The following is a 19,219-nucleotide window of genomic DNA, read 5'->3' on the forward strand; positions in this document are numbered from 1 at the left end:
GGACCCCCGAGGGTCGGTGCCATGAAGGCGATCAGCTACAGCCGGTACGGCGGACCCGAGGTGCTGGAGTACGGGGAGGTGCGCGAGCCCAAGGTCGGCCCCGACTCCGTGCTGGTGAAGGTGCGGGCGGCGGCGGTGAACCCGGTGGACTGGAAGTGCCGCGAGGGCTATCTGGACGGCATGTTCGAATCCGTCTTCCCGGTGGTGCCCGGCTGGGACGTCTCCGGCGTGGTGGTCAGACCCGGTGTGTCCGTCACGGAGTACGCGGAGGGCGACGAGGTCATCGGGTACGTCCGAGAGGACTTCCTCTGCCGCGGCACCTTCGCCGAGTACGTGGCCGCGCCCGTGCGCACCCTCGCCCGCAAGCCGCGCAGCCTCTCCTTCGAGGAGGCCGCCGGGCTGCCGCTGGCCGGGCTGACCGCCTACCAGGTGCTGGTCAAGGCGCTCGGCGTCAAGCGGGGCGAGACGGTGCTGGTGCACGCCGCGGCCGGCGGCGTCGGGTCGATCGCCGTCCAGCTCGCCCGGCACTTCGGCGCCCGCGTGATCGGTACGGCGAGCGAACGCAACCACGACTTCGTGCGGGGGCTGGGCGGCGAACCGGTGAGCTACGGCGAGGGGCTGGCCGACCGGGTGCGCGGACTGGCCCCCGAGGGTGTGGACGCGGCCTTCGACACCGTCGGCGGCGACGCCCTCCAGGCCTCCGTGGCCCTCCTGAGCGCCGGCGGCCGGCTCGCCTCGATCGCCGACCCGGACGTGCTGACCTACGGCGGCCGCTACGCGTGGGTGCGTCCCGACGCCGAGGACCTGCGCAAACTGTCGGACCTGGCCGACCAGGGCGTGCTCTCCGTGCACGTCGACGCGGCCTACCCGCTGGAGCGCGCGGCGGACGCCCACCGGCACAGCCAGGAGGGCCGCACCCGCGGCAAGATCGTGGTGACGGTGGCCGAGGACGGCTGACGCACCGGGGAAGGGGCGCAAGCGTGCTGCCGACCACCGGCACCGGTGCCGGCAGGAACGGCTGGCGCCCGGCTCAGAGCACCAGCGCCGTGGCGCACGCCGCCATCGCCACCGTGCACAGCGCCGCCGCCGACGCCAGCCGCGCCGGCATCGGCCGGGGGCGGCCCGTCGCCGCCAGTTGGCGGATGCGGTGATGGGCGACGAGCAGGAACCCCACCCACAGCACACAGCACAGCGCCCCCGCGACCACACCGCCCGCCGACGCACCGCCGTGCAGCGCGGCCCTCACCGCGAGCACGGCCGCGACCGTGCACGCCAGCGTCGTACGACGCCAGGCGAGCCGGGTCCGCTCGGGTTGCAGCCCCGGGTCCCGCTCGTCGCTCAGGTCGCCCACCCGACGGGCACCGCTCACCCCGCCCACCCGATGAGCACGACGACGACCATCGCCACCGCGACCACGGCGACGACGAGGCTCAGCACCACCGGGAACCGGGACACCGGCAGGTCCTCCCCGCGGCGCATCGCCCGCTCGCAGCGCACCCAGTGGTTGACGGCCCGCAGCGCGCACAGCACACCCGCCGCGAGCAGGGCGAGTGCGAGCCCCACGCGCCAGCCCCAGCGCAGGTCGGGCAGGAACTGGTCCACCGCGAACCCGCCTCCGATCAGCGCGAGCGCGGTGCGCAGCCACGCCAGGAAAGTGCGCTCGTTGGCCAGCGAGAACCGGTAGTCGGGCGTCCCGCCCTCCTCCCGCACCCGCTCCGGTGCGAACCACAACCGGACGTTCCGTACGAGTTCGATCACGTGGAGGACCCTATCCTCACGGTCGGCGCCACCCGCTCAGTGCGCTGAGCGATGGTCCGCAAGCCGTTCGTACGCCGCCATGCCGTCCGGCACCCACTCCCACTCCGTGAGCCGCCCGCGCAGCTCGTCCTCCGTGAGGAAGGCGTGCCAGGCCACCTCCTCCACCTGCGGCCGCACCGGCAGCTCGCAGCGGACCTCGTACACCGCCGACCACCAGCTGCACCCGGCCCCGTCGTCGTAGAGGAACTTGAACAGGTACGTGGGGCGGGGCAGCCCCGTCACACCCAGTTCCTCCTCGGCCTCGCGCAGCGCGGCGTCGTCGTAGGACTCGCCCGCGCCGACGACTCCGCCGACGAACATGTCGTACCGGGAGGGGAAGACCAGTTTGGTCGGGGTGCGGCGGTGGACGAAGACACGGCCGTCCGCGTCCCGGGCCTGGATGAAGACGCACCGGTGGCGCAGCCCGCCCGCGTACGCCTCGCCGCGCGGCGACTGCCCGATGACCTGGTCGTTCTCGTCGACGATGTCGAGGATCTCGTCAGCAGGGTTCATGGGGCCATCCAAGCAGGGCCGCCGCCGTCCCGGCGGACCCCGGCCCCCACCGGGGCCCCGGCCGAGCAGCAGGGGCCCCACCCGGGTGGGTCCCCGGCCGAGCGGCCGACCGCCGTACTCCCGGTGGGATCTTGACGGGCGCCGAGTGCCCGCCATCGTGAGGGGCCCCGGCGGGCGGCGCTCTCGTCTTCCTGGCGGGGCCTTGCCCGGACGGGGGCTCTCGTCTCCCTGGCGGGGCCTTGCCCGGCGGGCGGCGCTCTCGTCTTCCTTGCGGCGCCTTGCCCGGCAGGGGGTCTGCGTTTTTCCGGCGGGCCTCGGTGGGCGGGCGGTTTGCGGCTTCCCAGCGGGACCTCGCCGGGCGGTCTTCCCGGTCCGTGGCGCTCTGGTGCGCGCACGGACCTGGCGGGGTCAGGAGGTGGAGGGGGCCGCCGGGTCCATGAGGATGCTTGACGGGGTCGACGTGGTCGAGGTGGGGCCGGGGCCTGACGGGGTCACGGGGTGCGTCATAGCCCCGGCCGCCGGCCGAGCCCCCGGCCGCCGGCCGAGCCCCCGGCCGCCGGCCGAGCTTCCCCCGGCCGCCGGCCGAGCTTCCCCCGGCCGCCGGCCGTGCCCCCCGGCCGCCGGCCGAGCCCCCGGCCGAGCTCCCCCCCCCCGGCCGCCGGCCGAGCCCCCCGGCCGCCGGCGGTGCCCCCTCGGCCGCCTCGCGAGGCCCTCGGGCCGGCCCTCAGCCCCGGCCGACCCCCAGCCATGCCCCCGAGCAAGGAACCGTCAGCCCCCCGCAGGGACTCAGCGTCCCTGGAGCGCGTCCACCCGTTCCTCGCCCGCCGTGCCCTGCGGCAGGCAAGGGTGCAGGCCCAGCAGGACGATGCCCGCGACGATCGCCGCGAGGCCCGCCGCCTCCCAGGCCAGTGCCCCGGTGTCGGTGTGCAGCCGGTCGCCGAGGAAGCCGACGCCGCAGGCGATCCCGGCCAGCGGCTGGGCGGCGGTGAGCGCGGGCAGCGACATCCGCAGGGGAGCCGTCTCGAAGGCGCTCTGGACCAGGACCAGTCCGGTGATCCCGAGCGCCAGCACCGTGTACGGCTGCCAGCCGGTGAGCAGTCCGGTGAGGCCGCCGGCGGAGAAGCGCTGCCCGCTGACCCGGGTCAGGGCGTCCTGGACGCCGTAGAGCAGACCGGCCGCGAGGGCGAGCAGGACCGGCCCCCAGCGCAGCCGGGAGCGTTTGGCACAGGCGGCCAGCAGCAGCGCCGAACCGGTCATCACGCCGATGATCACCCAGTGGCGCACCGGATCGGTCACCGCGCTGCCGCCGCGCGGCTGACCGGCCAGGATGAACGCGCTCACCCCGCCCGCCAGCAGCGCCAGTCCCGCCCACCCCTGCCGGCCGAGCGGTTGCCGGGTGCGGCGCCGGGAGAGCGCGAGCGCGAAGAGCAGATTGGTCGCCAGCAGGGGTTCGACCAGGGACACCTCGCCCCGGCCGAGCGCGATCGCGCCGAGGACCATCCCGGCCACCATCAGCGCGAGTCCGCCCAGCCAGCTGGGCACCCGCATCAGGTCCAGGAGCAGCCGGGGCGAGAGGAAGTCACCGAGCGGAGCCCGCTGCGCGGCGCTCTGCTGAAGGACGAAACCGAAACCCACACAGCACGCGGCACTCACGGCGAGAACAAGAACCAGAACCGACACGCTGCGTCCCTCGATCGTCCGGCCGGGTCACGGGGTCGTGAGGCCCGACTCTAACGTCCCGGGACTCACGGCGCCCCCGGAGTACGCGGAACGGTCCCTTGCGTATGCCCGCGCCCGGGCGTTCCAGTCCGGCCCGCCGCGCTGTCTGGCCGCGCCACCCGGGCTCAGCCTGTCTCGTCCACGGCGGCACAACGGCGCAAGCGGCCACGCCACCGCGGCCCCGACCGCTCAAATCCCGCCAACCAACGGCCAGTTGACGCGTGTCATCGACCCGTCGGCCCTTGACGCGCCTCACCCGCTGGCGGTTGGCTGTGCGTGATCGCACGGTGGCAGGTGCATGCCCGTCCGTGGAGGAGCCCGACCAGCCCTCCGACAGCGGACCGCCATCACGCACCAGGAACACGGAACACGAGGTAGCCCCGCGGTGCCCCCACCCCCGCCTCCCCTGGGCCGCGCCCGCAGACGCGCCGCCCACGCCTTCGACGCCGCCCTCGACGACGCCGAACTCGCCGACACCCGCGCCGCGCTGGCGCAGGGCCGGTGGCAGTCCGCGCGCTCGCTGCTGGCCCTGACCGGTGACGACCACGACCGCCGCGGCCACCGCGTCGTCGTCCTGGCCGCCGAGCCCTACAGCGCCGCCTGGGCCAAGGACTGGCTCCTCGCCGAACCCGACTCCGTCGACGCCGCCGTGCTGCTCGCCGCCGCCCGCGTCCAGCGCGCCCTGCGCGGCAAGGACAAGCCCGACGCCGCCCGCGAGGCCTGCCACGCCGCCGCCGCGCTCGCCCCGGCCGACCCCACGCCCTGGCTGGCCCTGCTCCTGCTGGAACGCACCCATGGGGACGACACCGCGGTCGTCCGCACGTTCGAGCACGTGCGCGCCCGCCACTCCGAGCACCACCACGCCCACCACCTGATGGTCGCCCGGCTCGCCGAGCGCCGCGCCGACGTCGGCCCCGACCCGCTGCACGAGGTGTACGACTTCGCCGCCTGGGCCGCCGAACAGGCACCCGCCGACTCCCCGCTCGCGATGCTCCCCGTCATCGCGCACGCCGAGCGCTACCGCGTGCTCGCCACCGCCGGCCGTGTCTCCGCCGACCCGCCGGCCTCCGGCCACTGGACCGACCGCCGCGCCCGGCAGGTGATGAAGGCCGCCTTCGACTGGTGGCTGGAATGGGAGCACGAGGGCCACCCCCGGCGCCTGGTCGACCTCAACCACCTCGCCCACGCCAAGGTCTGCGAGGGCCGCGGCGCCGAGGCCGCCGCCCTCTTCCACCGCATCGGCGAGCACGCCACCCCCGCGCCCTGGTCCTACCCCGACCGCGACCCCTACGCAGCCTTCCGTGCCGCCCGCGACCGCGCCCTCGGAACCGGCTGACACGCCCCCGCACGGCCCCCTCGGGCCCCCGCCCCGCGAGGCCCCGCCCCCGAAAGGACCCCGCATGACGACCGGCAGTCCCCGCACCACCAGACCCGCCGCCGAGGGCATCAGCACCTACCTCGGCCCCGACCGGGCCCTGCGCGCCGACCGCCTCGGCACCTCCGGTCTGCTGCTCTCCGTGCTCGCCGCGACCGCCCCGCTCATGGTCGTCGCCGGTGTCATGCCGACGACGTACGCGGTGATGGGCATCGTCGGCCAGCCGCTGCTGTTCGTCGCGCTCGGCGCGGTCCTGGTCCTGTTCAGCGTCGGCTATGCCGAGATGAGCCGGCACGTCCACAACGCGGGTGCCTTCTACGCCTACATCGCCCGCGGTCTCGGCGGCACTGCGGGCGCCGGCGCGGCCCTGGTCGCCCTCGTCGCCTACAGCGCCCTCCAGGTCGGCATCTACGGCATCTTCGGCTTCGAGGTCTCCGGCCTGCTCGCCACCTACGCCGACGTCACCGTCGCCTGGTGGATACCGGCGCTGGCTGCGGTCGCCGTCGTCGGCGCGCTCGGCTGGCTGAAGATCGACGTCAACGCGCGCGTGCTCGGCGTCCTCCTCGTCATCGAGGTCGCCCTCGTCGTGATCTTCGACATCGCGGCGATCTCCGACCCCGGCAAGGAGGGCCTGTCCCTGCACGCCTTCGACCCCGGCACCCTCACCGGCGCCGGCGTCTCCACCGCCCTGTGCTTCTGCATCGCCGCCTTCACCGGCTTCGAACAGGCGCCGGTCTACGCCGAGGAGACCAGCCGCCCGCACGTCCTGGTGCCACGCGTGATGTTCCTCGCCGTCGGCTCCGTCGCCGTGTTCTTCGCGATCAGCTCCTGGGCGCTCACCGTCGCCACCGGCCCCTCCGCGATCGTCGGCACCGCCCAGAAGGAGAGCGCAGGGCTGCTGTTCACGCTCACCGAGTCCCGGCTCGGCGCCACCTTCACCGACGTCCTGCACGTGCTGTTCGTGACCGGCATGTTCGCCGCCACCCTCAGCTTCCACAACGTGGTCGCCCGCTACGCCTTCGCCATGGGCCGCGAGGGCCTGCTGCCGCGCGCCTTCGGCCGCACGACCGGCGCGAGCGGCGCTCCCGGCACCGGCTCGCTGCTGCAGACCGCCGTGTCCGCGGCCGTCGTGATCCTCTTCGCCGCCACCGACGGCAAGCCGGCGGGCGACCCGACCGCGCCCGTGCTGCACCTGTTCACCTGGTGCGGCAACCTCGGCGCCCTCGGTGTGATCCTGCTGATGGCGGCTGCATCGCTGTCCGTGATCGTCTTCTTCGTCCGGCGCGGCGCCGCCCGCACCCAGGGCTGGCGGCTGCTCACCTCCGCGCTGGCCGGGCTCGCCCTGCTGGTGCTCGCCGGCTACACCGTCAAGGACTTCGACGTCCTGGTCGGCGCCGGCCCCGGCTCCGCCCTCAGCTGGGCGCTGCCCGCCGTGATCGGCCTCGCCCTGGTCGCCGGGCTGGCGCAGGGCCTGCTGCTGCGCTCCCGGAATCCGCGGGCGCACGCCCGCATCGGACTCGGCAACGAGGCGTTCCAGCTGGACAAGGCCGCCGCCACGGCCGCACCCGGCGAGCAGTGATTACGGAAGGCTGACGAGCACCCGTGAACCCTTCACCTCAGGGGCCGCGGGTGCTCGAATGAAGAGGTGAACCCCGAACCACCACCGCCCGGGTCGCCAGACGAGGAGGGCCGCCCGATCGGCCGCCGCGTCCTGCTCGGCACCCTGGGCCTGGGCGCGCTGGGCCTGCTCACCGCGCCGGCGCTGCAGAGCGGCCTGGAGTCCCTGTCCAGCGGCGACCCCACCGGCCTGACCGGACTGCTGCCCAACGGCGGCGGCTTCCGCTACTACTCCGTCGCCGCGTCGGTGCCGCACCTCGGCGCCCGGGACTACCGTCTCACCGTGAACGGCCTGGTCGACCGCCCCCGCGGCTACACCCTGGCCGAGCTGCGGGCCCTGCCGCAGACCCGGCTCGTCAAGGACGTCCAGTGCGTCACCGGCTGGCGGGTCCCCGGCACCGCCTTCCAGGGGGTGGCCCTGTCCCGGCTGCTGGACGCCGCCGGAGTGCGCCCCACCGCCCGGGCGGTCCGCTTCACCTGCTTCGACGGCACCTACAGCGAGTCGCTCACCCTCGCCCAGGCCCGCCGCCCCGACGTCCTGGTGGCGCTGCGCATGCAGGACAAGGACCTGGTCCACGCCCACGGCGGCCCGGTCCGCCTCTACGTCGCCCCCATGTACTTCTACAAGTCCGCCAAGTGGCTCTCCGGCATCACCGTCACCGACGACGTCGAGCCCGGCTACTGGGAAGAGCGCGGCTACGACGTCGACGCCTGGGTGGGCCGCTCGAACGGACGTGACGATGAGCCTACGAGCTGACGCCCCCACGGCCCCGGCCACGGGGCAGGTGCGGCGCTTCAGCCCGGCCGAACGCTGGATCCACCGCACGACGGCCGCGCTGATGGGCGTCTGCGTGGTGACCGCGGCCTTCCTCTATGTCCCGCAGCTCGCCGAACTCGTCGGCCGTCGCGAGCTGGTGGTCCGGGTCCACGAGTGCGCCGGCCTCGCCCTGCCGGTGCCGGTGCTGCTGGGCCTCGCCTCCCGGGCCTTCCGTGCCGACCTCGGCCGGCTCAACCGCTTCGGCGCGCACGACCGCCGCTGGCTGCGCGCCGCCCTGCGGCGCGACAAGCGGCACGCGTCGCGCCCGGCGGGCAAGTTCAACGCCGGGCAGAAGATCTACGCCGCCTGGATCGCCGGGGCGACGCTGGTCATGCTCGGCACCGGGCTGCTGATGTGGTTCACGCATCTCACCCCGCTGAAGTGGCGCACCAGCGCGACCTTCGTGCACGACTGGCTGGCGCTGACCATCGGCGTCGTCCTGGCCGGCCACATCGGCATGGCCCTGGGCGATCCGGAGGCCCGCCGCGGGCTGCGCACGGGCCTGGTCGGCCGGTGGTGGGCGGAACGCGAACACCCGCTGTGGCGCCCGTAGGCCACAGCGGGTGTGTCGTCATCGCGGGCCGGATCCCGGTATGACCCCTATATGACCAGGGAAAGGAGCAGGACCAGGCCGCCCCCGACCACCGAGATGATCGTCTCCATCACCGACCAGGTCTTGATGGTCTGGCCGACGTTCAGCCCGAAGTACTCCTTCACCAGCCAGAAGCCGGCGTCATTGACATGGCTGAAGAAGAGGGAGCCCGAGCCGATCGCGAGGACGAGCAGGGCCGCGTGCGTGGTCGACATGTCGGCCGCGAGCGGCGCCACCAGACCGGCGGCCGAGACGGTGGCGACGGTCGCCGAACCGGTCGCCAGCCGGATCGCCACGGCGATCAGCCAGGCCAGCAGCAGCGCCGGGATGTTCCAGTCCTTGGAGATGTCCAGGATCATCTGGCCCACGCCGGTGTCGATCAGCGTCTGCTTGAAGCCGCCGCCCGCGCCCACGATCAGCAGGATGCCGGCGATCGGCGCGAGACCCTTCTCGACCAGTGGCGAGACGCGGTCCTTGCCGAATCCGGCGGGCCGCAGCAGCGTGAAGATGCCCACGAGGACGGCGGCGAGCAGGGCGATCAGCGGCGAGCCGACCACGTCGAAGATCCGCTGCACGGTCTTGTCGGGGTCGTCGACGGTGATGTCGACCAGCGCCTTGGAGAGCATCAGGACGACCGGGAGCAGAATCGTGGCCAGCGTCGGGCCGAAGCCCGGCCGCGTCTCCAGCTCCTCCGAGGCCCGCTGCGGGATCATCCGTTCCGGCGCCTGGACGTCCACCCAGCGGGCCGCGACCTTGGAGAACAGCGGACCGGCGATGATCACCGTCGGGATGGCGATCAGCACGCCGAGCGCCAGCGTGACGCCGAGGTTGGCCTTCACCGCGTCGATCGCGACGAGCGGACCGGGGTGCGGCGGGACCAGTCCGTGCATCACCGACAGACCGGCCAGGGCCGGGATGCCGATCCGCATCAGCGAGTAGTTGCCACGCTTGGCGACCATCAGCACGACCGGGATCAGCAGCACGACGCCGACCTCGAAGAACAGCGGCAGCCCGATCACCGAGGCGATCAGCACCATCGCCCACGGCATCGCCCGCCCGCCGGCCTTGGCCAGGATCGTGTCCACGATCTGATCGGCGCCGCCGGAGTCGGCGAGCATCTTGCCGAGGATCGCACCGAGGGCGATCAGTACACCCACACCGGCCACAGTGGAGCCGAGCCCGGTGGTGAAGCTGGTGATGGCCTTGTCGAGCGGCGCCCCGGCGACCGCGCCGAGGACGAGCGTGCCGAGCGTCAGGGACAGGAACGCGTGGAGCTTGAACTTGGTGATCAGCAGGACGATGACGGCGATGCCCGCCAGCACGGCGATGCCCAGCTGGGCGTGGCCGGCCGAGGTGATCGGCTCGACTTTGTCCGCTGCCAGCATCTCGACGCTGAGTCTGGTCACGGGGGTTTCCCTTGCGGTTACGGGGATGGGGAGGGAACGGGGTGCCGACGGCCCTACCGGAGGAAGGGCCGGGACGGACCCGCGGGGGAGGGGGGTTACCGGGTCGTCGGCTCGGGCAGCGCGGCCAGAGCGGACACGGCCCGCTCGGTGATCTGCTCCGGGCTGCCCTCGACGTCCACCTCGACGCCCGCCTCGTCCACCCCGAGCGGCTGCAGCGTGGCGAACTGGGAGTCGAGCAGTGCCGTGGGCATGAAGTGACCCTGGCGGTGCGCCATCCGGTCGGCGATGAGGGTGCGGTCACCGGTCAGGTGCACGAACACCAGCCCGGGCGCGGCGGCCCGCAGCCGGTCGCGGTACGACCGCTTCAGCGCCGAGCAGCTGACCACCCCGCCGAGCCCCGCCCGGCCGTCGGCCCAGTCGCCGATGGCGTCCAGCCACGGCCACCGGTCCGTGTCGGTGAGCGGAACGCCGGCCGACATCTTGGTGATGTTGGCCGCGGGGTGGAAGTCGTCGCCTTCGGCGTACGGGACGCCGAGCCGGGCGGCCAGCAGGGGACCGATGGTCGTCTTGCCGGTGCCTGCCACGCCCATGACCACGACGACGTGGGGGGTGTTCATCGCTGCCTCGCTGTCTTCGTCGACACGTTGATGCCGGGCCACTGAAACCCATTAGGTACGACGAATTCAAGAGTCTGTGACAAATAAGTCTGACTTTTTGTTCCCGTGACCCGGCCCGTACTCTGTGTGCATGACCACTCCGGGCCGGGGGCTGCACGGCCATGTACTGGACACCCTCGGCCCCGCCATCACCGCGGGCGAGTACCCGCCGGGCAGTGTGCTGCGCACCGACGAGCTCGCGCAGCGCTTCGACGTGTCACGCTCCGTGATGCGCGAGGCGGTACGGGTCCTGGAGTCGATGCACCTGGTGGAGTCACGCCGGCGGGTGGGCGTGACCGTCCGCCCGAAGGCCGAGTGGAACGTCTACGACCCGCAGGTCATCCGCTGGCGCCTGGCCGGCGCGGACCGGCCGCACCAACTGCGTTCACTGACCGTGCTGCGCTCGGCCGTCGAACCGATCGCGGCCGGCCTCGCCGCCCGCAACGCCACCGCCGAGCAGTGCGCCGAACTCACCGAGTGCGCCCTCGGCATGGTCGCCAACTCCCGCGGTCACCGGCTGGAGGGCTACCTCCTCCACGACGTGGCCTTCCACCGGGTGATCCTCAACGCCTCCGGCAACGAGATGTTCGCCCGCCTCGGCGACGTCGTCGCCGAGGTCCTCACGGGCCGCACCGAGCACGAGGTGATGTTCGAGGACCCGGACCCGGCCGCTGTCACGCTCCACGTCCGGGTCGCGGAGGCGGTCCGCGCGCGCGACGCCGAGCGCGCCGAACAGCTGACCCGGGAGATCACGGTGGGGGCGCTGCAGGAACTGGACATCCTGGCGCCGTAGCCGGACCTATTCCCCGGGGAAGTCCCCGTCGACGTACACCCATGCCCCTTCGACCCGTTCGAAACGGCTGTGCTCGCGCAGCGAACCGCCTCGGTAGGAGGCGCGGAACGTCACGGTCCCGGTGGAGTGGAACGCCGAGCCGTCACTCGTGGCGAGGATCTCCAGCCCCGTCCAGCGCATCCCGGGGTCCAGATCGAGCCGCGCGGGCCGGGTCCGCGGGTGCCAGGTGCGCAGCAGATAGCCGGCGTCGCCCTGAACGAAGGCGCTGTAGCGCGAGCGCATCAGTGCCTCGGCCGTCGGCGCGGCCGCCTCGCCGCGGTGGTAGCGGCCGCAGCACGCGGCGTACGGCTCCGGCAGACCGCAGGGGCAGGAACGCGTCGTCATGCGCGCCATTGTGCCCGGTCGCCGTGGCGCCACGAAAACGCCGAAGGCCCCTGCTGAGCAGGGGCCTTCTCGATGTGTCCGAGGGGGGACTTGAACCCCCACGCCCGATAAAGGGCACTAGCACCTCAAGCTAGCGCGTCTGCCATTCCGCCACCCGGACAAGGTGTCTGTCGTGCGGGGTTTCCCTCGCGGCGACGACGTAAACATTACCAGGCTTTCCGGGGTGGCCGATCACCCCCCGGTGCGGCCGTCGTCACGTGAACGACGTGTGACGGGCCGGGACCGGTCTTGGGCCGCGGCGGGGGGCGGGGGGAGGATGAGGGGGACCACCAGCAGGGACACCGCAGTGACACCGGGAGGAAGCAGCGTGAGCGAGACGGACACGGCCAGGGGCGTCACCGGCGAGGACGAGGTCGTGGACCTCTGCCGCGAGCTGATCCGGTTCGACACCAGCAACTACGGCGACCACTCCGGCCCCGGTGAACGCAAGGCGGCCGAGTACGTCGCCGAGAAGCTCGCCGAGGTCGGCCTCGAGCCGAAGATCTTCGAGTCCCACCCCGGCCGCGCCTCCACGGTGGCCCGTATCGAGGGCGAGGACCCGTCCCGGCCCGCGCTGCTCATCCACGGCCACCTCGACGTCGTACCGGCCAACGCCGCCGACTGGACCCACGACCCCTTCTCGGGCGAGGTCGCCGACGGCTGCGTCTGGGGCCGCGGGGCGGTCGACATGAAGGACATGGACGCGATGACGCTCGCCGTCGTGCGCGACCGGCTGCGCTCCGGGCGCCGCCCCCCGCGCGACATCGTGGTCGCCTTCCTCGCCGACGAGGAGGCGGGTGGCACCTACGGCGCCCGTCACCTGGTCGACCACCACCCGGACCTCTTCGAGGGCGTCACCGAGGCGATCAGCGAGGTCGGCGGTTTCTCCTTCACCGTCAGCGAGCAGCGGCGGCTGTATCTGATCCAGACGGCCGAGAAGGGCATGCACTGGATGAAGCTCACCGTGGCCGGCACCGCCGGGCACGGCTCGATGATCCACCGGGACAACGCGATCACCGAGCTGAGCGAGGCGGTCGCCCGGGTCGGCCGCCACAAGTTCCCGGTGCGGGTGACCAAGACGACCCGCGCCTTCCTGGACGAGCTGGGCGACGCCCTCGGCACCGAGCTGGACCCGGAGGACATGGAGTCCACGCTCGCCCGGCTCGGCGGCATCGCCAAGCTGATCGGCGCGACCCTGAGCAACACCGCCAACCCCACCCAGCTGAACGCCGGTTACAAGGTCAACGTCATCCCCGGCGAGGCCACCGCGCACATCGACGGCCGCTTCCTGCCCGGTCACGAGGAGGAGTTCCTCACCGACCTCGACCGGCTCCTCGGCCCGAACGTCCGCCGCGAGGACGTGCACGCCGACAAGGCCGTCGAAACCTCCTTCGACGGCGCGCTGGTGGAGGCCATGCAGTCCGCGCTGGTCGCCGAGGACCCGGCCGCCAAGGCGATCCCGTACATGCTCTCGGGCGGCACCGACGCCAAGTCCTTCGACGACCTCGGCATCCGCGGCTTCGGCTTCGCGCCGCTCAAGCTGCCCCCGGAGCTGGACTTCGCCGGCATGTTCCACGGCGTCGACGAGCGAGTGCCGGTGGACGGGCTGAAGTTCGGTGTAAGGGTGCTCGACCGCTTCATCGACGCGTCCTGAAAGGCCTTGCTGAATTTCGCCGTTGAAATCGGGCGTGCGTGCGGCAACCACTGAGAAGAGTGAATGCGACGATACGCTCGTAGCCTCATTACACCCTCCTCGTTACAGGTGATGCGGTCCGCAATGCTGGGACCGCTTTTGCCAACAAGGAGGAATAATGATCAAGAAGGTCGTCGCTGCTGCGGCTGCCACCGGTGGACTGGTTCTCGCGGGCGCGGGCCTCGCCGTCGCCGACGCCGGTGCCCAGGGTGCCGCCGTGAACTCCCCGGGCGTCGTCTCCGGCAACGTCATCCAGGTGCCCGTGCACGTCCCGGTGAACGTGTGCGGCAACACGATCAACGTGATCGGGCTCCTGAACCCCGCCTTCGGCAACACCTGCGTCAACGACTGACGTCCCCTTCCAGGGGTTGGTCCTTCGCGGGTCGGTCCTCTGAGGGTCGTCCATACCGTCGACCCCGGAGCGCGCGCCATGCGCTCCGGGGTCGTTCGGTCTTTTGCGCGTTTCACGATGCGACTTGATCTGCGAGTTGATGTGCGAGACATCGCGGAAGGCAGGAATTCAGCAATGCGACAGGTCACCCGCAAAGGCCTCATGACGGTGGCGGCCGCGACCGGCGTGCTCGCCGCCGCCGGCGGTTACGCCCACGCCGACTCGGGCGCGAGCGGCTCCGCCTCCAACTCGCCGGGCGTGCTGTCCGGCAACTCGGTCCAGGCGCCGGTGCACGTCCCGGTGAACGTGTGCGGCAACACGGTCGACGTCGTCGGGGCGCTCAACCCGGCGATGGGCAACTCCTGCGCCAACAACGGCGCGCACGCCGGCTCCGGCGGACACGGTGGTTCCGGCGGGCACGGGGGCTCCGGCGGCTCGGGCGGCGCGCAGGCCGGCGGACACACCAGTGGCTCGCCCGGTGTCGGCTCCGGCAACCACGTCGAGGCCCCCGTCGACGTACCGGTCAACGTGTGCGGCAACAGCGTCGACGTCGTCGGGGCACTCAACCCCGCCATGGGCAACAACTGCGCCAACAACGAGGGTGGTCACACCACACCTCCGGGCGGCGGGGACACGCCCGGCAACCCGGGGACCCCGGGCAACCCCGGAACTCCGGGCAACCCCGGTACCCCGGGTCACCCCGGCACACCTGGTCACCCAGGCACCCCGGGTCACCCCGGTACGCCGGCCACCCCGACCACTCCGGGGCACGGGACGCCCGGTGCGCCCGGCCACTCCCACCACCCCGGCACCCGGTCGGTCAGCCGCGCCGGGGGCTCGGACCAGCTCGCCCACACCGGCAGTGACCTGCCGATGGGCGTCGTCCTGCCGGTGGGCGCGGGCGCGCTGCTCGCCGGAGCGGTGATGTACCGCAAGGCGCGCGCCTCGGCCTGAGCGGCGCGGTGCCACGGCGGCACACGAACGGAGCGGGCCCCGCACCAGCGGGGCCCGCTCCGTCTGCCTCACGTCACCACGTGGCGCGCACCTGGCGGATGATCCGCCGCCGCAGCCGCACCCTGCGGCTGCCGTCGCGCAGCAGACTCAGACGGTACAACTCCCAGTGTCCGTACTCGGCATGGTCGGTCAGCAGACGTGTCGTCTCCTTGCGGGAGACCCCGCGCGGTAGATACACGTCGACAAATTCGTATTCCGGCATCGCATCTATTGTGCGGGCTGGGGCCCGGTACGGATAGCGTCTGCACTATGTCTGATGCTGCGCAGCCCACCGCTGCCGAGGTACGCGCCGCCGCCGAGGCGGTCAAGACCGCGCTCGACCGCCACCTGGCCGCGGTCGAACGCAGGTCCGGCGAGGACGACCCGGATGTCTACGAGGCCTTCAACCAGCTGGCCGCTGCCGCCGAGGCGTACGACGAGCTGCTCTACGACCGCTACGACGAGGTCACGCCCTTCGAGATCCCGGGGGCCGACGACTCGCTGCCGCCGTACACGGGCCCCGAGGAGCCGAACGCGCTCAGCGTGCTGATCCGGCGCGACTACGCGGTCGCGCAGCCGCAGCGGCTGAGGGCGCACGCCCAGCGCATCGAGGCGGCGGACGAGGAGAGCACGGACGAGGGGATCTCCGGCACGGTGCACGGCGCGCTGGGCATCCTGTTCGGCGAGTTCGAACCGGACGAGATCGCCTCCCGGCACAAGGAGTTCGGCCTGGAGGAGGGCGACTCCACCCTGTGGGTGGTCGCCTCCGACGAACCGGCTGATCCCGGCGAATGGCTGGAGGCGCCGTTCGAGCAGATCGATCCGCAACGGGTGGTCTGCCGCTTCGACGTGAGCGCCGTGTTCGACGACGACCTCGACGACGACGAGGACGACGACCCGCACCCGGATCTCGCCGCGGACGAGGACGAAGACCTGGAGCCCCTGGACGCCGACCACTGACCGTCGGCGGCTGACAGAGCCCGCACCCCCCGCAACCGGCCCGGGACGACACGTCCCGGGCCGCACGCGTTCCCGGCCGCCCCCCGCAGCGCCGTGCCCCAGGGGGCAGCGGCGAGCGGCCGGTGGGCGGTCAGCCCGCCGTCGGGACCTGTGTGCGCAGCAGGAGGGGCAGGCGGGTCGTGCGGGGCTTGCCCGGGACCTCGGCGACCGCTCTGGGGAGCGCCTGTTCCACGCCGTGCACGACGGACAGATGCCGCTCTCCCCGGCCGAACGCCGTGTAGACCCACGGCCGGCTCAGGGCCTGCGCGGCGTCGCCCGGCAACACCACGACGGCCGCCGGCCACCGGCTGCCCACCGCCTGGTGCGCGGTCAGTGCCCAGCCGTGCCGCACACTCTGCTCCACCCGCTCACGCGGTACGACGACCGGGACACCCGCGCAGGTCAGGTGCAGTCCGTCGGCGTCGGCGCCCGTCACCTGCCCGGGCACCGTGCGCCCCGGCGCGGGGGAGTAGGCGATCCGGTCGCCCGCGTCGAAGCCGCCGAACCGGCCGGGGCCGGGGTTCAGGCGCTCCTTGAGCGCGGCGTTCAGCGCCCGTGTCCCGGCGGCGCCGCCATGACCCGGGGTGATCACGACCGTCTGCTCCGCGGGCACGCCGAGGGCTCGCGGCACCGAGTCGGCGACCAGCTGCACGGTGCGGTGCACGGCCTCGCCGGCGTCCCGCACCGGCACGATCACGACCTCCTTGCCGGGCGCCTCGACCTTGGTCAGCTCGCCGACGCCGATCCCGGACACCAGCTCGCCGATGGGCCCGGGGTCGGGGATGCGGGAGGCGATCTGCGGGCACACTCGCGCGGCCAGCAGGTCGGCGAAGACCCGCCCGGGCCCGGCCGACCACAGCACCGCGGGATCGCCGCTCAGCACCAGCCTGGCCCCGTCCGGCAGCGACTCCACCACCATCGCCGCGCTCTCGACGTCCAGTTGGGGAGCGTCCAGCACCACCAGCAGATCAAGGGCGAGCGCGCCGTCGGCGTCCCGGCCGGGCCCCTCGGCACCGGAGAGCAGCCCGGCGACGGTGACGACGTCCGCACCGGCCGCGGCGTCGTCGCCGGGGAGCAGCGCGGTGAAGCGGCGCCGGCCGTCCGGTGTGTGGCAGGCGGCGACGGCCCGCAGCCCCAGCCCGCGGGCCGCGGTGACGAGGGCCGCCGGCTCCGCGCGGGCCGCCTCTGCGCCGGTGTGCAGCACCAGTCCGTGCCCGGCGACGGCGCGGATCAGTTCCGCCGCGCTGCCGGACACCGACGCGGCGGCCGACGTCCAGTCGGTGCCGTCCTGCTCGGCCAGGGAGTTGGCCACGCGGGCGAGAGAGTCGGCGAGGCTCTCCTCCGCGAGCGCGTACCGCTCCAAGCCGATCAGGACGCGCACCGGGCGCTCGGCCTCCTCCTCGTCGCCCTCCTCCCGGGCAGCGGCGGGCGGCTGTTCGTCGAGGGCGTCCTGGAAGGCCAGCGCCTCGCCCTCGGCGAGCGCGTCCTGCACGGCGGCGTCCGGGTCGGGCACCCCGCGCTGCCCCAGCGCGGCGGTCAGCGCGGTCAGCTCCAGCGCGGTGTGCCCCGCGACGGCGGCCTGCTCCAGCAGCCAGCCGGTCAGCGCGCGGCCCCGCCGCTCGTCGTCCGGACGGCTTTCCGGGCCGATCAGGGCCCGGGCGAAGCCGTCGGCCTGCTCGGGGCGCACCCCGGTGACCCGCAGCAGCTGCCAGGGGTCGTCGCGCAGCACGTCGGCCGCGCCCTCGCCGAGCACCGCGGCGGCCTGCGCGGCCAGCGCCTGAGGGGCGTCGCCGTCGGCCAGCACGCGTCCCACGGCGGCGACGCTCTCCGGGGAAGCGGCAACGGAAGCGGAGGCGGCCGCGGGAGCCGCAGGCGTGGGCTGCGCCGGCTCCGGACGCCGTACCGGCTCCGGGGCTGGACGGCGAGGGGAGGCCGGTTCGCTGAACACGGTCCGGGCCGGCTTCTGGCCGCTCTCCACGGCCCGTACGGCGGCGAGCAGGTCGGCCGCCGTCCCGCTGAGCTTCGTACCGCTCTCGATCGGCGCCTGCTTCTCGGCCTTGCGCCGCTCGATCCGCTCCCGCTCGATCTGCTGTGCCCGCAGCTCGGCCTCCGCCTCCGACAGCCCCCCGGCGCCCTCACCGGAGGCACCCTCGGCGCCGCCGGTGCCGCTGCTGCCCCCGGTGCCGTCCGCGCCCTCGCCTCCGGCCTCCGTACCGCCCTCGTCCTGCGCGCCCTCGGCAGCGTCCTCAGCGCCCGCGGTTGCGGTGTCCCGGGCCGGCTCCTCCTGCGGAGTGCCGGGCTCCGCCCCGGTCTCCGGCGTCCCCGGCCCGGCGTCCTCCGTGGTCTCCGGCTCCGTGCTCACAGCGTGCTCCAGTCGTGATCGGGATAGCGGTGCACGGGCGCCGACACATCGTCGAGCGCCCGGCAGATCTCGTCAGGAAGACTAAGGGCCTCCACTGACAACGCGGCCGTGAGCTGCTGCGCCGTGCGTGCGCCGACGATCGGTGCGGTCACGCCGGGCCGGTCGCGGACCCAGGCGAGGGCCACCTGCAGAGGCGTCACGGCGAGCCCGTCGGCGGCCGTCGCCACGGCGTCCACGATCCGGCTCGCCGTGTCGTCGAGGTACGGCGCGACGAAGGGCGCCAGATGCTCCGAGGCGCCGCGGGAGCCCGGCGGCAGGGCGTCGCCCCGGTACTTGCCGGTGAGCACCCCGCGGCCCAGCGGCGAGGACGGCAGCAGCCCGATCCCCAGGTCCAGCGCGGCCGGCAGCACCTCCCGCTCCACCCCGCGCTGCAGCAGCGAGTACTCCATCTGCGTTCCGGCCAGCCGGGTCCGCGTGCCCGGCGCCGCCAGCTGCCAGGTGCCGGCCTTGGCGAGCTGCCAGCCGCAGAAGTTGGACACCCCGGCATAGCGGGCCCGCCCGCTGCTCACCGCGATGTCGAGGGCCTGGAGGGTCTCCTCCAACGGTGTGCAGGGGTCGTAGGCGTGCAGGTGCCACAGGTCGACGTAGTCCGTGCCGAGCCGGGCCAGCGAGGCGTCCAGCGCTGCCAGCAGATGTCCGCGTGAGCCGTCGAACCGGCGGTCCGGGTCGGGCACACCGCCCGCCTTCGTGGAGATGACCAGGTCCCGGCGCGGGACCAGCCCCTCTATGAGCCGCCCGAGCAGATACTCGGCCTCCCCGTCGCCGTACACGTCCGCGGTGTCGACCAGGGTGCCGCCGGCCTCCCAGAACGTCTTCAGCAGGTCCGCGGCGTCGTGCTCGTCGGTGTCCCGGCCCCAGGTCAGGGTGCCGAGCCCGATGCGGGACACACGCAGGCCGGTGCGGCCGAGATGCCTCTGCTCCATGAACGCCGAGATTACTGGCCAGGGATGCGCCGTGGGTTGCCTGTGGACAACGAGAATCCCGGCTTTCCACAGGGGTTGCGCGGCGCGCGG

The 19,219-nt window shown here is 73.4% G+C and carries 20 protein-coding genes and 1 tRNA gene; 10 read left to right on the top strand and 11 right to left on the bottom strand.

Translation table 11 applies throughout. From position 1 onward, the window contains the following. The first annotated feature begins 21 nt into the window (after positions 1–21). Positions 22–957 carry an NADP-dependent oxidoreductase gene (locus tag ACZ67Q_RS32910; protein WP_471189669.1) on the top strand — a complete coding sequence of 312 codons (936 nt, stop codon included), beginning with the start codon at positions 22–24 and terminating at the stop codon, positions 955–957. Between the two features lie 73 nt (positions 958–1,030). Here ACZ67Q_RS32910 and ACZ67Q_RS32915 read toward each other — a convergent pair whose 3' ends face one another. The 4 genes from ACZ67Q_RS32915 to ACZ67Q_RS32930 form a co-directional block, all read right to left on the bottom strand. Then, the gene (locus ACZ67Q_RS32915) at positions 1,031–1,369 is read right to left on the bottom strand and encodes a DUF202 domain-containing protein (RefSeq protein WP_471189671.1); all 339 of its coding nucleotides are present in this window, start codon (positions 1,367–1,369) and stop codon (positions 1,031–1,033) included. Beyond that, positions 1,366–1,758: a YidH family protein gene (locus tag ACZ67Q_RS32920; RefSeq protein ID WP_471189673.1), complete on the bottom strand. Its 393-nt coding sequence runs from the start codon at positions 1,756–1,758 to the stop codon at positions 1,366–1,368. The genes ACZ67Q_RS32915 and ACZ67Q_RS32920 overlap by 4 nt, the downstream gene beginning before the upstream one ends. A 36-nt stretch (positions 1,759–1,794) precedes the next feature. Next, entirely contained in the window at positions 1,795–2,310 is a 516-nt protein-coding gene (locus ACZ67Q_RS32925; protein WP_471189675.1) for an NUDIX hydrolase, read from the bottom strand. Between the two features lie 786 nt (positions 2,311–3,096). Beyond that, on the bottom strand, positions 3,097–3,990 hold the full coding sequence (locus ACZ67Q_RS32930) for a DMT family transporter (RefSeq protein WP_471189677.1): 894 nt from the start codon (positions 3,988–3,990) through the stop codon (positions 3,097–3,099). Positions 3,991–4,414: 424 nt separating this feature from the next. Between ACZ67Q_RS32930 and ACZ67Q_RS32935 the strand changes: the two genes are divergently transcribed. From ACZ67Q_RS32935 to ACZ67Q_RS32950, 4 genes are all read left to right on the top strand, one after another. Beyond that, positions 4,415–5,365: a hypothetical protein gene (locus ACZ67Q_RS32935; protein ID WP_471189679.1), complete on the top strand. Its 951-nt coding sequence runs from the start codon at positions 4,415–4,417 to the stop codon at positions 5,363–5,365. A gap of 64 nt (positions 5,366–5,429) precedes the next feature. Next, positions 5,430–6,983 (top strand): APC family permease, encoded by a 1,554-nt coding sequence (locus ACZ67Q_RS32940; RefSeq protein ID WP_471189681.1) that lies wholly within the window; start codon positions 5,430–5,432, stop codon positions 6,981–6,983. A 66-nt stretch (positions 6,984–7,049) separates the two neighbouring features. Next, the gene (locus ACZ67Q_RS32945; RefSeq protein WP_471189683.1) at positions 7,050–7,778 is read left to right on the top strand and encodes a molybdopterin-dependent oxidoreductase; all 729 of its coding nucleotides are present in this window, start codon (positions 7,050–7,052) and stop codon (positions 7,776–7,778) included. Further along, the gene (locus ACZ67Q_RS32950) at positions 7,762–8,391 is read left to right on the top strand and encodes a cytochrome b/b6 domain-containing protein (RefSeq protein ID WP_471189685.1); all 630 of its coding nucleotides are present in this window, start codon (positions 7,762–7,764) and stop codon (positions 8,389–8,391) included. The genes ACZ67Q_RS32945 and ACZ67Q_RS32950 overlap by 17 nt, the downstream gene beginning before the upstream one ends. Positions 8,392–8,438: 47 nt before the next feature. Here the strand turns inward: ACZ67Q_RS32950 and ACZ67Q_RS32955 are convergent, their stop codons facing one another. Then, positions 8,439–9,836: a GntP family permease gene (locus tag ACZ67Q_RS32955; RefSeq protein WP_471189687.1), complete on the bottom strand. Its 1,398-nt coding sequence runs from the start codon at positions 9,834–9,836 to the stop codon at positions 8,439–8,441. Between the two features lie 95 nt (positions 9,837–9,931). Then, the gene (locus ACZ67Q_RS32960; protein ID WP_471189689.1) at positions 9,932–10,453 is read right to left on the bottom strand and encodes a gluconokinase; all 522 of its coding nucleotides are present in this window, start codon (positions 10,451–10,453) and stop codon (positions 9,932–9,934) included. A 130-nt stretch (positions 10,454–10,583) separates the two neighbouring features. Between ACZ67Q_RS32960 and ACZ67Q_RS32965 the strand changes: the two genes are divergently transcribed. After that, positions 10,584–11,285 (top strand): FadR/GntR family transcriptional regulator, encoded by a 702-nt coding sequence (locus ACZ67Q_RS32965; RefSeq protein WP_471189691.1) that lies wholly within the window; start codon positions 10,584–10,586, stop codon positions 11,283–11,285. A gap of 6 nt (positions 11,286–11,291) precedes the next feature. Here the strand turns inward: ACZ67Q_RS32965 and ACZ67Q_RS32970 are convergent, their stop codons facing one another. Together ACZ67Q_RS32970 and ACZ67Q_RS32975 are read right to left on the bottom strand one after the other, a co-directional pair. After that, entirely contained in the window at positions 11,292–11,669 is a 378-nt protein-coding gene (locus ACZ67Q_RS32970; protein ID WP_471189693.1) for a YchJ family protein, read from the bottom strand. 75 nt (positions 11,670–11,744) lie between these two features. Continuing rightward, positions 11,745–11,829, bottom strand: a tRNA-Leu gene (locus tag ACZ67Q_RS32975). 207 nt (positions 11,830–12,036) lie between these two features. Between ACZ67Q_RS32975 and ACZ67Q_RS32980 the strand changes: the two genes are divergently transcribed. The 3 genes from ACZ67Q_RS32980 (at position 12,037) to ACZ67Q_RS32990 (ending at position 14,746) form a co-directional block, all read left to right on the top strand. Further along, positions 12,037–13,362, top strand: a complete 1,326-nt coding sequence (locus ACZ67Q_RS32980; protein ID WP_471189695.1) for a M20/M25/M40 family metallo-hydrolase — start codon at positions 12,037–12,039, stop codon at positions 13,360–13,362. Positions 13,363–13,519: 157 nt separating this feature from the next. Further along, a complete protein-coding gene (gene chpH, locus ACZ67Q_RS32985) occupies positions 13,520–13,753 on the top strand; it encodes a chaplin ChpH (protein ID WP_361625561.1) in 234 nt (77 codons plus the stop codon). Between the two features lie 174 nt (positions 13,754–13,927). Beyond that, complete coding sequence (locus ACZ67Q_RS32990) at positions 13,928–14,746, top strand: chaplin (RefSeq protein WP_471189697.1); 819 nt, start codon at positions 13,928–13,930, stop codon at positions 14,744–14,746. Between the two features lie 73 nt (positions 14,747–14,819). On the opposite strand, the gene ACZ67Q_RS32995 is transcribed toward ACZ67Q_RS32990, so the two are convergent. Continuing rightward, positions 14,820–15,008, bottom strand: a complete 189-nt coding sequence (locus ACZ67Q_RS32995; RefSeq protein ID WP_190206279.1) for a DUF5703 family protein — start codon at positions 15,006–15,008, stop codon at positions 14,820–14,822. A 47-nt stretch (positions 15,009–15,055) separates the two neighbouring features. On the opposite strand from ACZ67Q_RS32995, the gene ACZ67Q_RS33000 reads away from it, so the two are divergent. Next, complete coding sequence (locus ACZ67Q_RS33000) at positions 15,056–15,745, top strand: hypothetical protein (RefSeq protein ID WP_471189699.1); 690 nt, start codon at positions 15,056–15,058, stop codon at positions 15,743–15,745. Between the two features lie 130 nt (positions 15,746–15,875). On the opposite strand, the gene ACZ67Q_RS33005 is transcribed toward ACZ67Q_RS33000, so the two are convergent. Both ACZ67Q_RS33005 and ACZ67Q_RS33010 read right to left on the bottom strand, forming a co-directional pair. Beyond that, positions 15,876–18,146: a helix-hairpin-helix domain-containing protein gene (locus tag ACZ67Q_RS33005; RefSeq protein ID WP_471189701.1), complete on the bottom strand. Its 2,271-nt coding sequence runs from the start codon at positions 18,144–18,146 to the stop codon at positions 15,876–15,878. Further along, the gene (locus ACZ67Q_RS33010) at positions 18,143–19,129 is read right to left on the bottom strand and encodes an aldo/keto reductase (protein ID WP_471189702.1); all 987 of its coding nucleotides are present in this window, start codon (positions 19,127–19,129) and stop codon (positions 18,143–18,145) included. Before ACZ67Q_RS33010 ends, ACZ67Q_RS33005 begins: the two co-directional genes overlap by 4 nt. Positions 19,130–19,219: the final 90 nt, after the last annotated feature.

Source organism: Streptomyces sp. NPDC036813, from assembly GCF_055609245.1.